Annotated in this window: 14 protein-coding genes; 6 read left to right on the top strand and 8 right to left on the bottom strand. The window is 69.3% G+C overall.

The features are described 5' to 3' along the window. Nucleotides 1-5: 5 nt before the first annotated feature. From IU450_RS37100 to IU450_RS37090, 3 genes are all read right to left on the bottom strand, one after another. Nucleotides 6-866 carry an acyl-CoA thioesterase gene (locus tag IU450_RS37100; RefSeq protein WP_195154392.1) on the bottom strand — a complete coding sequence of 287 codons (861 nt, stop codon included), beginning with the start codon at nt 864-866 and terminating at the stop codon, nt 6-8. Between the two features lie 74 nt (nt 867-940). Next, complete coding sequence (locus tag IU450_RS37095; RefSeq protein ID WP_195154391.1) at nt 941-1,477, bottom strand: twin-arginine translocation pathway signal; 537 nt, start codon at nt 1,475-1,477, stop codon at nt 941-943. Then, a complete protein-coding gene (locus IU450_RS37090; RefSeq protein WP_416382941.1) occupies nt 1,474-2,403 on the bottom strand; it encodes a hypothetical protein in 930 nt (309 codons plus the stop codon). Before IU450_RS37090 ends, IU450_RS37095 begins: the two co-directional genes overlap by 4 nt. A 429-nt stretch (nt 2,404-2,832) precedes the next feature. Here IU450_RS37090 and IU450_RS37085 point away from each other — a divergent pair, with 429 nt between their 5' ends. The 3 genes from IU450_RS37085 to IU450_RS37075 all read left to right on the top strand — a co-directional run bounded on the left by IU450_RS37085 (nt 2,833) and on the right by IU450_RS37075 (nt 5,202). Then, the gene (locus IU450_RS37085; RefSeq protein ID WP_195154389.1) at nt 2,833-4,353 is read left to right on the top strand and encodes a class I adenylate-forming enzyme family protein; all 1,521 of its coding nucleotides are present in this window, start codon (nt 2,833-2,835) and stop codon (nt 4,351-4,353) included. A 22-nt stretch (nt 4,354-4,375) separates the two neighbouring features. Beyond that, on the top strand, nt 4,376-4,678 hold the full coding sequence (locus IU450_RS37080; protein WP_195154388.1) for a hypothetical protein: 303 nt from the start codon (nt 4,376-4,378) through the stop codon (nt 4,676-4,678). A gap of 176 nt (nt 4,679-4,854) precedes the next feature. Next, a complete protein-coding gene (locus IU450_RS37075; RefSeq protein ID WP_195154387.1) occupies nt 4,855-5,202 on the top strand; it encodes a DUF4286 family protein in 348 nt (115 codons plus the stop codon). A gap of 54 nt (nt 5,203-5,256) precedes the next feature. Here the strand turns inward: IU450_RS37075 and IU450_RS37070 are convergent, their stop codons facing one another. Both IU450_RS37070 and IU450_RS37065 read right to left on the bottom strand, forming a co-directional pair. Beyond that, nucleotides 5,257-6,888: an FAD-dependent oxidoreductase gene (locus tag IU450_RS37070; RefSeq protein WP_195154386.1), complete on the bottom strand. Its 1,632-nt coding sequence runs from the start codon at nt 6,886-6,888 to the stop codon at nt 5,257-5,259. Nucleotides 6,889-6,979: 91 nt separating this feature from the next. After that, nucleotides 6,980-7,645: a TetR/AcrR family transcriptional regulator gene (locus IU450_RS37065; protein ID WP_195154385.1), complete on the bottom strand. Its 666-nt coding sequence runs from the start codon at nt 7,643-7,645 to the stop codon at nt 6,980-6,982. A gap of 201 nt (nt 7,646-7,846) precedes the next feature. Here IU450_RS37065 and IU450_RS37060 point away from each other — a divergent pair, with 201 nt between their 5' ends. Further along, nucleotides 7,847-8,842 (top strand): acyl-CoA dehydrogenase family protein, encoded by a 996-nt coding sequence (locus IU450_RS37060; RefSeq protein ID WP_195154420.1) that lies wholly within the window; start codon nt 7,847-7,849, stop codon nt 8,840-8,842. Then, complete coding sequence (locus tag IU450_RS37055; protein WP_195154384.1) at nt 8,823-9,998, top strand: acyl-CoA dehydrogenase family protein; 1,176 nt, start codon at nt 8,823-8,825, stop codon at nt 9,996-9,998. The genes IU450_RS37060 and IU450_RS37055 overlap by 20 nt, the downstream gene beginning before the upstream one ends. Nucleotides 9,999-10,034: 36 nt before the next feature. On the opposite strand, the gene IU450_RS37050 is transcribed toward IU450_RS37055, so the two are convergent. The 3 genes from IU450_RS37050 to IU450_RS37040 all read right to left on the bottom strand — a co-directional run bounded on the left by IU450_RS37050 (nt 10,035) and on the right by IU450_RS37040 (nt 11,889). Continuing rightward, nucleotides 10,035-10,226 (bottom strand): ferredoxin, encoded by a 192-nt coding sequence (locus tag IU450_RS37050; protein WP_195154419.1) that lies wholly within the window; start codon nt 10,224-10,226, stop codon nt 10,035-10,037. A 98-nt stretch (nt 10,227-10,324) separates the two neighbouring features. Continuing rightward, a complete protein-coding gene (locus IU450_RS37045; protein ID WP_195154383.1) occupies nt 10,325-10,585 on the bottom strand; it encodes a ferredoxin in 261 nt (86 codons plus the stop codon). Then, on the bottom strand, nt 10,582-11,889 hold the full coding sequence (locus IU450_RS37040; protein ID WP_195154382.1) for an NADH-ubiquinone oxidoreductase-F iron-sulfur binding region domain-containing protein: 1,308 nt from the start codon (nt 11,887-11,889) through the stop codon (nt 10,582-10,584). Before IU450_RS37040 ends, IU450_RS37045 begins: the two co-directional genes overlap by 4 nt. Nucleotides 11,890-11,964: 75 nt before the next feature. Between IU450_RS37040 and IU450_RS37035 the strand changes: the two genes are divergently transcribed. Continuing rightward, nucleotides 11,965-12,438, top strand: coding sequence for a hypothetical protein (locus IU450_RS37035; RefSeq protein ID WP_195154381.1), 474 nt, complete (start codon nt 11,965-11,967; stop codon nt 12,436-12,438). Nucleotides 12,439-12,450: the final 12 nt, after the last annotated feature.

Below are 12,450 nucleotides of genomic sequence, written 5' to 3'. Positions count from 1 at the left end.
GCTGGTCACGGGCGGAACCGCAGCAGGCCCTCCTGGGCGAACGAGGCGACGAGCGTCCCGTCCTGCGTGAGGATGTCGCCTTTGCCGAAACAGCGGCCGTGCGCGACGAGCGGGCTGTGGTGGCGCAGCAGCAACCAGTCGTCGGTGCGGAACGCGCGGTGGAACCAGACCGAGTGGGTGGTCGTCGCCGAGGTGAACGCGGTGCCGTTGCCGCTCTGGCCGACGCCTTTCAATGGACGCAGGGCGGTTCCGATCGGACTCGAGTCGGTGGCGTAGGCGGCCAGGGCGGCGCCGAATTCGTCGGCTACCCGTGGGGTTCGCATCCACAGCTCGTAGTCGGGCGGGTGCGTGCCTGTCGAGTTCAGATCGGCGGTCGACCGGGTCTCCCACGGCAGGATGGGTACCTCGGTGTGGTGCCGCGGTCCGGGCACCTCTGGAATGTCCGGAACGGTCTGGTGTTCCGGGCCGTCCTCGTGAGCGTGCATCGAGACGACCGCTGTGGCGACGATGTCTCGTTTCTGCCGGGCCGTGACCGTGAGCGCCGCGAACGAGCGGCCTTCGTGCTGGCGCTGCACGATGTAGAAGACGGGGGCATCGCCCTTGCCTTCGTGGGCGGACACCACGTGCAGGGATTTGACGGCCTTGGCGGGGCAGGCGCACATGGCCGCCCGCACGATCTGCGCCAGCAACTGCCCGCCGTACAGCCAACCGTGGTCCAGCCGCTGACTCGATCCCTCGTAGACGGTCAGGGTCTCCCGGCGGCGGCCTCCGGCTCCGGGGCGGGTGTCCGCCGCTCCGGGCGACGGAGACGTCGGCCGCTGGCGGAGGTCGAGACAGGCGAGCAGCTCGCTCCAGAGGTCAGGCATACCTAAATTGTAACCTGTTCTCCGGAAAAGAGAATGAAATTTCCCCAGCGGCGCGGCGCCAGGCTACGGAGGGGCTAGACCGGGTCGAACGCCGAGATCCGCCAGGCGTCGTCGGCCTTGCGCAGCGTGACCCGGACGCTGCTGGCGGCCAGCGCCGGATCGGGCTTCTCCGCACTCGTGGTGGTCTGGTTGATGAACACCAGGACCACCGCCTCGTCCGTGCGCAGTTCCGACACCGCCGCGCGGACGACGGTCGCGATCGTCCGGACCGACTTCTGCTTGGCGGCCGGTGCCACCACCTGCTGGGTGAACTGGCTGTAGTACGCCAGGAAGTCGCCGGTCAGGAAGGACTCCGCCGCGCCGAGGTCATGGTCGAGGGTTTCCGGCGCGTAGGACAGCAACGCGACCGTGCCGCGGGAGGCGGCGTCGAGCGCCGCGGCGTTGTCGTCGTCGGCGCGGCTGTCCGGCCGGTATTGGAGGAAGAACAGACACGCGGCGGTCGCGACCGCGGCGACGACGAGGATCGCGAGCAGGGCCAGCCCGTACCGCGCCCGCGCTTCCTGCTTCGATGCGGCCGCTCCCGCGACGACCGATGTGCTGTCAGCGGTCATGGGACGAACTCGACTTTGGACATCTTGAGCTGATCTCCGTCCCGGCTCACCGTCACGCTCAATCGCCAGGCGCGCGGCTCCTGTCGCGCACCCGCGGAATTGGTGACCTGTGACGTCGCGGCGACGAGTACGACCGCGGAGTCCTCCGTCATCGACTCGATCGCGCTGGCGTTCACCTTGCCCTCCGTGGCGACCTGCGACTGCTGGACCACGGTCGTGAAATCCGCGGCTCGTGCCTGGAAGTCGCCGCGAAAGGGCCCGGTGGAGTTGTCCAGGACCCGCTGCACGTCCTCTTTCGCCCGGTTGAAGTCGAGCGTCGTCAAGGCCACCACTCCCTGCCGTGCGGCGGCGGTGAACTCGGCTGCGCGCCGGTCTTTCTCGGTGGCTTCGTGATGGTGCCACACCGTGTATCCGCTGCCCGCGAGCGCGAGTGCGATCACGGCGATGGCGCCGACGACCATCGCGGAGCGGCGGTGCAGACGCTCGGTGATGATGCCGCGGAGCCGCGCGCGGCGCGGAAGGGATTCGGGCTCGGCGGTATCCGCGGTGGCGTCGCGGTTCTCCCCGGCCGACGCGCTCGCCTGTGCGCCGCCCGTCGGGTCGGTGTCGGAACGGCCACCCGGAGCGTGATCGTTTCCGGGATCGTCGGCCTCGTCGGCCGGGTCCGAGTTCTTCGGCTGCCCTTCCGACTCCGCGGGACCGGTGCTGTCGGTGCGCCTCGAAACGGCGCCCGCGCTGCGGCGCGCCTCGGCTACGCGCACCCGTGCGCGGGCCGCTGCGGCGCGCGCCTCGGCCGCCTGTGCCTCCGCCTCCGCCGCCTCGGCGGCCAGCGCGAGTTCGTCGACATCGGCGTCGCCGCCGGAGACCCGTTCGTCGCCGTCGGGTTCGGGTGGTGAAGTCACGTTGGTTCCGGTCCTCGGGCTCATCACCACCTCCGCGGCATCGCAACGGATCGCGCGAGCCGACTCGGCCGTCGTCAGATCCGGATGGGTAGGGCAAACAGTGAGAATGAAGTTATCACAGAGGACTGTGACTCAGCTCGCAGATGGGCGATGTAGACGGTGTGCTTATCGCTTTTGCTGCGTAAATGTTGTTTCCGTATAGATTCGTCGAGAGTGGCGGGTTAAGGCTCGGCGAGGGTTCGGCCCACGCATCGCCCGATGCCCCGGGGTGTCCGCTCGGTGCGGATGGCGGGTCGGCCGTTCCCGCGCGAGGCGGTTGTCGATGCGCTGCGCCGGTGTCGGCCGATCGGATCGTCGCGGGCTGCGGCCACCTCGCATGGATATGCTATTCTCCGCTGACGAGAATGCCAATATCGTTGTGCGCCCGGCAGGCGCTCGCGGAGAGGGTGCGGAATGAGCGTTTCGCTCTTGCTGGACATGGCTGCCTCGAGCAACCCGGACCGGCCTGCGGTGGTGTGCGACGAGGTGCGCTGGACCGCGTCCGAGCTGAACGCGCGGGCGCGGGGCGGCGCGGCGGTGATCGGGGACTCCGGCGCACGGAGCGTGGCCTATGTGGGGACCGGCGGCCATCTGCTCCCGCTGCTGATCTTCGCTGCGGCAGGGGCCGGAATTCCCTTCACGCCCTTGAACTATCGGCTCGGCGCCGACTCCTTACGTGAGCTGATCGCTCGGCTCGATGATCCGCTGGTGGTTTGCGACGACGAGTACCACGACATCGTCGCCTCCTTCGGAGGCAGGATCATGCGGTCGCGGGCATTCGCCGATGCGGCCGTCGCCGCCGATGCGCTCGTGGACGCCGAGCCGCCCGACCCCGACCAGGTGGCCGTGGTGCTGTTCACCTCGGGGACGACCTCGCGGCCCAAAGCGGTCGAGCTCTCGCACAACAATCTGGTCAGCTACATCACCGGGACGGTCGACTTCGACTCGGCTGGACCCGCGGATGCCGCGCTGATCTGTGTGCCGCCCTATCACATCGCCGGTATCGGCGCCGCGCTCTCCAACCTGTACGCGGGCCGGACGATGGTGTACTTGCGCAACTTCGACGCCGCGCGATGGATCGAGTTGGTCGCCGACGCGGGGGTCACCACCGCGACCGTGGTCCCGACCATGCTCGATCGCATCGTGACCGAACTGGAGCGCTCCGGTGCACGGTTGCCCACCCTGCGTAATCTCGCCTACGGCGGATCGAAGGTCGCGCTGCCGCTGGTCCGTAAGGCGCTCGACCTGCTGCCCGAGGTGGGCTTCGTCAACGCCTACGGCCTGACCGAAACCAGTTCCACGATCGCGGTGCTGGGACCGGAGGACCACCGGGCCGCGCACCGCTCCGCCGACCCGGCGGTCGCGCGGCGGCTCGGCTCCGTGGGTCAGCCGGTGCCAGGAATCGAGGTGCAGATCCGGGACGACAGCGGCCGAGTAATATCCGCGGGCGCGACGGGGGAGTTGTTCGTACGAGGGCCGCAGGTGTCCGGCCGGTACACCGGGATCGGGTCGGTGCTGGACGACGAGGGATGGTTCCCGACCAAGGACGTCGCGATGCTCGACGCCGACGGCTACCTGTTCATCGGCGGCCGCTCCGACGACACGATCATCCGTGGCGGCGAGAACATCGCGCCTGCCGAGATCGAGGATGTGCTGGTCGAGCATCCCGCGGTGCGCGAGGTCGCGGTCATCGGCGTGGAGGACGCGCAGTGGGGCCAGATCATCGTGGCGGTGGTGGTGCCCGCCGACGGCGCGACACCCGATCCCGCCGCGCTGCGCGACTACGTCCGGGCCGGGCTGCGCGGCTCACGCACGCCCGACCTGGTCGTGTTCCGCGATTCGTTGCCCACGACACCGACCGGAAAGGTGCTGCGCCGCGAACTCGTCGAGGAGTACGGCTCACGGCCCGCGGCGGATGTCGCCGCCACTACGTAGTCACCGTCAGGAAAGGATGACAATGGTCAAGAACGGCACTCGCCTGCGCAGTCAGGTGTGCGACACCGAGGTGATCGTAGTGAAGGCCGCGGACAGTCTCGACGATCTTCGCGCCGGGGGTGTTCCGATGGTCCCGATCGGCGCGGAACGCACCACCGGCGCCGAGCCGGCAGCGGACTTCGCCGACGGCAATCTGCTGGGAAAGCGCTACGTCGACGATTCCGGCGCCGAGATTCTGGTGACGAAGGCCGGGGCCGGCACGCTCAGCGTCGGCGCCACCCGGTTGGCGCTGAAAGAAGCCAAGCCCCTCCCGGCCAGCGACTGACCGGTCCCCGATCGGCTGTGGGTCGTGCGAATCGCCGCAATGCGGCGCCCGCTCGGCCCGTCGCCGTTTCCCGCGCACTCTGCAAGCAAGATTCTTACGATCAGAAAGTAATATTCTCATCGTCTCGAGAGCCCGGCGCAGCCGAGGCAGGGAGACGGAGCGGAAGGACGCGAAACGTGGCGGAATCGAAGATGCTGGTGTTCTCCAACGCCGTGGCGGGGCAGGACGAGGAGTTCAACGAGTGGTACGACACCAAGCACCTCGCCGAGGTGGTCGCCGTGCCGGGCGTGTCGAGCGGGCAGCGCTTCGAACTCGTGCCCGCCGCCCTGCCCGGCGGGAACGCCGCGGCACCCGCGCACCGGTATCTCGCGGTGTACGAGCTGAGTGATGATCCGGACAAGGTTGTGCAGGCGTTTCTGTCCCGCGCGGGTAACGGGGAGATCGAACTCAGCAAGGCACTGGATGTCTCGACGCTGGCCGTGTCGGTGTGGCGTGCCAGGGGTGCGGGGCAAACCGCGGACTGAGCCACGGCCCAGGGGCGTCGCCGCATCGAGCGCGACGCCCCCGGGTCGCCGGTATCAACGCCGTGCCACCGCCAGCATCTCGTCCACGGAGAAGAATTTGACGCGGGGGCGGGTGGCCGCGGCGCCGCGCTCGCGCTCCGCGGCATCGATGGCACGCCATCCCGTCCATCCGACGGCATCGGCGCCGCGCTCGATCATCCGCGCGCGCAATGCTTCCCGGTCGCCTACCTGCCGATCCAGTGCCCCACGGTGGAAATCGGCCAGCAGCGCCGCGACGGTTTCCGCGGCGCAAGCGCGGTTGGTCCCGATGACACCGCGCGGCCCGCGTTTGATCCATCCGGCGACGTAGACACCCGGCAGGGCGGCGCCGGTGTCGTCGACGACGCGGCCCTGCTGGTTCGGCACGGTGCCGGTGCGCGCGTCGTACGGCAGGCCGCCGACCGGATCGCCCTGGTAACCGATGGATCGAAGCACCAGCGACGTCTCGATCGAAGCCGTCTCGCCGCCGACGGAGCCCGCGACGAATGTTCCGTCCTCGGTGATCCGATTGCGCACGGTGCGCAGTTCTGCCACGTGTTCCTCGCCGACGATCTCGGCCGGCGAGGTGAGGAACCGGAACACGATCCGCTTGTGGCCCTCGGTCGCCGGACGCGCGGCGAATTCGCGGGCGATCTCCAGTTTGAGCGCCGTCTCCACATCGTCGTCCGGGTGCGCCGTGAGGTCGCCGCCTTCGATGATCACGTCGATGCCGGTCAGATGTCCGAGCGCGTGGAACTCGCCCACCGAGAACGCGGCGTCGCGCGGACCGCGCCTGCCGAGTACGATCACCTCCTCGATGTGACTGTGCGCCAGCGCCTCCAGCGCGTATTCGGCGATGTCGGTGGCGGCGAGGTCCTGCGGTGACATCAGCAGCACTCGGGCCACGTCGAGCGCGACGTTGCCGTTCCCCACGACGACCGCCCGGCGCGCCGACAGGTCGAACCGGCGCCCGGCGTGGTCGGGGTGGCCGTTGTACCAGCCGACGAACTCGGCGGCCGCGTGATGGCCCGGCAGGTGCTCTCCGGGGATACCGAGGTCGCGGCTCGCGGAGGCCCCGACGGCGTAGATCACCGCGTGATGGTGGGCGAGCAGATCGGCATGGGTCAGCGTCTTTCCGATCTCCACGTTGAGGTGGCAGCCGAAGCGGCTGTCGGCGAAGGCGGCATCGAAGATCCGCACCACCGACTTGGTGCGCTGATGGTCGGGCGCCACACCGGCCCGGATCAGGCCGAACGGGGTGGGCAAGCGCTCGAACAGATCGACATCGACGCCGCCGATCTCCAGCAGTTCGGCCGCGGCGTAGCAGGCCGCGGGCCCCGCGCCGACGATGGCGACACGCAGCGCGCCCGGCTCGATCGATGTGCGTTTGGTCAGCGGCTCGATCATCCCGGGTTCCAGGGGGTGGTGCCGGAAGTACGCCGCGTTGATCTCCCGGAACCGTTCCATCTCGGGCGGCAGGTCGAACTCGGAATAGATCGCGTCGACCGGGCACTCGTCCGCGCAAGCGCCGCAGTCGATACAGGTCTCCGGATCGATGAACAGCATCTGCGTGCCGCGCTCGTCGCCCACGGGCCGGATGCAGTCCACCGGGCATGCCGCGACGCAGCTGGCGTCTTTGCAGCAGTTCTGGGTGATGACGTAAGCCACCGGCTGACCTCCTCGAAGTGTGGCGCTGAATCCGCCAGGGCACACCGGTAGTGTAAACTACATTCTCGATAATGGAGAGGATAATTCTCGCTCAAGTCGTGGTGCGCTGGCCCGTGATGCCGTGGGCGCAAAAGTTCCAGACCTCCTCGGGAGTGAGCGGCCGAGCCTCGGGATCCGCGTTCGCGGGCTGCGAGGTGAACATCACCGTGTGCATGATCATCGCCGCGAGCCTGCGCGGATTGGCGGCGGCGGTCAGCCTGCCCGCCGCCTGCGCCTCGGTCATCAAATCGGCGAACAGCGCGAACAGCGAGGCGTGCGCCATCCGTACCTCCGCGGGATGGGAACTCAGCAATTGCGGTGAGAACTCGGTGAACAGCGGCCGCCGTGCGTCCGGATCCGGCCTGCACAGCTGGAACAGCAACTCCACCGCCGTCCGCAGCCGGTCCAGCGGCTCGCCGCTGTTGATCGTGGCCGCGCGGATCTGCTCGACCGTGCGGCCCAGCGCGTCCTCGTACAACGCGAGCAACAGTTCGTGCTTGCCGTCGAATTGCAGATAGAAGCTACGCAAGGACTGTCGCGACCGGTCGACGACCTCCTGCACCGTGAAATCCGTACTGCCCTTCTCGGTGATGATCGCCTGCGCGGCGTCCAGGAAGCGCTGTACCCGCTGACCGGCCCGCAGCTTGGCCGTGCGCAGCGACCGTTCCACGGCACGCTGTTTCCAGGCGGGTTCACGCCGCCCCTCCACATCAGTCATGGCCGCCACGCCCCGCGCGCCGACTCGTTCGCACCCGTCGCAAACCATGCATCAGCGCATGATACTCGCTCGGAATCATGATTCTTCCTCTTCAGGCGTTAGCATCTGCGAATTGAAACTACTATTATCGTTAGTGAAGAACTATATTCTCGCGTTAGGTCGAGGGAAGTGGTTCCGGACAACGTCGAGGAGGGCGATCGGATGTTGCTGGAGTTCGACGCCGATCAGCGGTTGTGGCAGGACACCGTTCGCGAGGTGGTCGCGAGGCACTGTCCCGTCGCGCTGATCAGGGACATCGCCGATCGTGGCGCGGATCCCGGACCCCTGTGGAAGGTCTATCTCGACCAGGGTTGGACCTCGCTCACCGATCCGGCCGAGACGGTCGAGCTGACGATCGTGCTGGAGGAACTGGGGCGGGCCACCGATCCCACCCCGTACCTGGCCACGATGACCCACTACGCGCCCTTGGCCGGTGACGCCCACCCCGCGACGGCGGCATCCGCGGTGTTCGACGGCATCTCGGCGCGGCGCGACGGCTCGGGGTGGACGCTCGACGGCACCGCTCACGTGCTCGACGGCGACCGCGCCGAACGGTTGGCCGTCGCGACCGGGGCCGGGGTATTCGTGGTTCCCGCCGACCGGGTCGCCGCCCGCCGGGTCACGGTGTTCGACCCGCTGCTGCACGTGGCGCAGGTGACGCTGGAGCAGGTGCGCGTCGGCCCGTCCGACCGGGTGCACCGCGATGTGCGACAAGCCAGGGAGATAGCCCTGACCGGGCTCGCGGCCACGATGGTCGGCGCGTGTCAGCGAGTGCTGGATCTGGTCGTGGAGCACGTGCGCGTGCGCCGCCAGTTCGGCGCGCCGATCGGCGCGTTCCAAGCCGTCGCGCACAAGGCCGCCGACATGCATGTGGCCGTTCAGCGCGCCCGCGCGCTGACCTACTGGGCCGCGCTGACCATCTCCGCCGACGACCCGCGGCGGCATCTGGCCGCCGTGATGGCCAAGGCGGCCGCGGGCGAGTGCCAAGCGGTGGTCTTCCGCAACGGCCTGCAACTCTTCGGCGCCATGGGCTACACCTGGGAGAACGATGTGCAGTTCGCGTTGAAACGGGCCAAGGCCGGGGAACTGCTCCTCGGCGGCGCCGACGAGCATCGCGCGACGATTGCGAGGCAGTACCGTGCAACTGACCTTCGATGACGATGTGGAGGCGTTCCGCGCCGAGTTCGTCGAGTTCCTCGACCGGCACCTGCCGCCGGAAGCCGCGGCGGGCGAGCGCCCGCGATCGACCGCCCATGTCCCGGAGTGGGCGCGGCAGTGGCAGCGGCTGCTGTTCGAGCACGGTTGGCTGGTGCCGGGCAACCCACCGGAGTTCGGCGGCCGCGATGCGGGGATCCTGCAGCAATACGTGCACCGCGAGGAACTGGCCCGACGGCGCGTCTACGAGAACTTCAATCCGCAAGGCGTCGGTATCGTCGCCGCCTCCCTGATCACCTTCGGGACGCCGGAGCAGCGGCAGCGCTGGGCGATACCGATCCTGCGCGGCGACCGCACCGCCGCACTCGGGATGAGTGAGCCGGAGGCGGGCTCGGACCTGGCGGGTCTGCGCACCCGGGCGGTGTTGCGCGGCGACCATTTCGTCGTCGACGGGCACAAGATCTGGACCTCGGGTGCGCACGATGCCGATGTGCTGCTCGCGTTCGTGCGGACCGATCCCGACGCGCCGAAGCACCGGGGAATCTCGGCCCTGCTCATCCCCACCGATCTGCCCGGGGTGCGCCGCAGGCCGTTCGCCTCGGTCTGCGACCCGGCGGACCTCGATTTCAACGAGGTGTTCTTCACCGAGGTCGAGGTACCCGCCGAGAACCTGGTCGGTGAGCTGAACCAGGGCTGGCGGGTCGCCAACGGGTCGCTCGGGCACGAGCGCACGCTGCTGTGGCTCAGCTTCGCGGATCGGCTGGACGGTCTGCTGGCCGATTTCCGGCCGGATACCGCCGTGGCCGCCGATCGTTACGCCGAACTCGTCCTCGACGCGCACGCGCTGCGCCTGCTCGGATCGGACGCCCTGGCCAAGGCGGCGCGCGGTGAGGACGCCGGACCCGGACTCTCGGTGCTGAAACTGCTGGGTTCCGAAGCCGTGCAACGCGGGGCCGAACACGCGTTGGCGGCCGCGGGGACGAGCGGGCTGGCGCACCCCGATATCACCGCGCGGCACAGCGTGTTCAATCTGGAGGAGACCGCGCCGGGATGGTTCGAGCGATTCGTACGCAGCTTCGCGGGAACTATCGCGGGCGGCACGTCGGAGATCCAGCGCAACATCATCGCCGAGCGCATCCTGGGTCTGCCCCGGCAGTGACGGGTGCTCCGGACGGTGGACGGGCGCTCACCCGGCTCACTCGACGAGCGAGACGGCCGCGCGCGGGCATTGCGCTACCGCGTCGCGCACGCGCGATTCGACGTCCGGGGTCACCTCCGACTGCAGGAGGTGCAATTCGTCCTTGTCGTCCAGCTCGAACACCTCTGGGATGATGCCCATGCAGATGCCGTTGCTCTCGCAGGTGCGGTAATCGACTTCGATTCTCATCGCGCCGCTTTCGTCTCGCAGTGGTGGTGGCCGGCCGTGCGACGTGCCGGTGTCGCCGGACCTGAGGTGTCGGCGCACGCCGATGTCGTGCTGCTCGCTCATCGCGGCGGCTCCTGCCCGAGCGGCTGCGCCGCCGAAGTCGCCGGGGGAGGGCCGGTTTCGGGCTCGGGGACGGCGATGATGGCGTGGACCGGGCAATCCAGCAGCGCGCGCAGCACCCCGTCCTGGTCTGCCGCCGCCACGACGCCGGTTCCTTCCAGGGCCGCGTAGCCCCAGTCGTCGAGCGAGAAATGGGCGGGCGCGTGCTTGGCGCACAGGCCGAATCCGTCGCACAGCGTCCGATCGAGCCGAATTCTCATGCCTGCATCACCGCTTCCACGTCGAACGGCCGGTCGGCCAGGTAGGCACCGCCGGCGCAGATGGAGCACCGGCCTTCGAGATGTGCGGTGACCTCCGCGGAGAATCGCGCCAGCAGCGTGGCCGCGGCGTTGGCCGCGCCGTCCAAGGTGCCGCATGCGCCGCGCCCGCGCAGCACCACCGACCATCGCTCCAGTCGTTCGATGTCCGCGGCGGTGGCGAGTCCGTCGCGCAGCGCGGTGGTCGCCGCCGCCATAGCCGCGGTGCCGTTGAAGCAGGATCCGCACTGGCCCGCGTTCTCGCGGTCGAAGTAGCTCAGCACGGCCGCCGCCACGGCGACCGGGCACTCGCCGGTGAGCAACGAGATCGCCCCGCACCCCAGGCCGCTGCCGAGGGCGCGGATCGTTTCGTGGTCCAAAGTGGCGGTGAGCACCGCACGATCCACCATGCCCCCGAAATAGCCGCCCAGCAGAGCGCCGCGCACTTCCTCGGGCGCCAGGCCGTGCAGGGCGAGCACATCGGTGAACCTCGTGCCGTGCGGCAGCTCGTACAGCGCGGGCGGACGCGCGCCGCCGGTGACGGTGGCCAGAAAAGTGCCCGGCGAATACGCGGTGCCCACCTCACGGAATGCCGCACCGCCGTACCGGTGGACGAATGACAGATGCGCCAAGGTCTCCACGTTGCTGACCACCGTCGGCAGTCCGTCGACGCCTTGTTGGAACGGGCGTGGGGGCTTGTCCGAGGGCTTGGCGGGGCCACCGTTGATGGCACGCACCGCCGCGGTCTCCTCCCCGGCGACATAGGCCGGGGCCACGGTGACGAGTTCGATGGCGACCTCGTCGAGGCCGGCCGCGTCCAGTTCGGTCAGCGCGGCGTCGATCCGGCGCGCGGACCGAGGGTCCGAGACGTAGACGTAGGCGCGCCGCGCGCCGACGATTCCGGCCGCCAGCCGCACCCCGTCCAGGACGAGGTGCGGGCGGTGACGCATCAGCCATTTGTCCTTGACCGAGGCGGGCTCACCTTCCTCGCCGTTGGCCACGACCACGGTCTCGTTCCCGCGCAGCCCGGCTTCCCGGACGCCGCCCAGTTTGACCGCGATCGGGAACGCCGCGCCGCCGCGGCCGAGCAGTCCGCTGTGCCGCACCTGCGCCAGCACCGTGTCTACGGAGCCGAGCGCCCGGTAGCCACCGGCCTCGCGGTATGCGGCGAGGTCTTCGCCGTCGCCGTCCGCCCGCAGCAGGCGGGGCGCGCAACCGGGCGCCGGAGCCACGATGAGCCCGGTGACCGGCTCGACAGTTTCTTGCATGGCAACCTCTTCTGGCTGATGGTGGGTCGCAAACCGGAACGATCTTCTCCGGTCTCGGCGGTTACGCTTGCGGACATGAGAACCGCAGTGCTGCGTATCAATGTCGACCCGGCCGGGCAGCTCACCACTGCGCAGCTGGCGGCCGGGATGCGGGCATTGCGCGTGCACGCCGCCTCGATTCCGGCCGAGACGCAGGGCAGCGATCTGCCGGGCGAGCTCGCCGCTCGGCGCGAAGTCCAATTGCTGGTCGCGACAGACGATCCCGACGCGGCGGTGCGCGAGGCGGTGCGGGTGTGCGCCGCGGCGTTCGGCACCACTCCGGCGGCCGGTGTGGTGACCTTCGTCAGCCGGGGGACCGATGACGACGCGCACGGCGTCCTCGCCGGTTTCGGGGTGACCGGCGAGATCACCCGGGCGCGGGACGCCGACGGCTTCGACGTGGTGTCGGTGACGCTGCGCGAATCCGATCTGGAACGGGTGCCCGAGAGCCGGATTCACACCGCCCTGGAGGCGTCGCTGAACTGCGAGGTCCGCATCCACACCCGGTGAGCAGGCCGGGCG

The sequence above is a fragment of the Nocardia abscessus genome (genome assembly GCF_015477775.1).
GTDB lineage: Bacteria > Actinomycetota > Actinomycetes > Mycobacteriales > Mycobacteriaceae > Nocardia > Nocardia abscessus_A.
The sequence above is the reverse complement of the archived record's forward strand: the minus strand, read 5'-3'. Positions and strand labels throughout refer to the sequence as shown.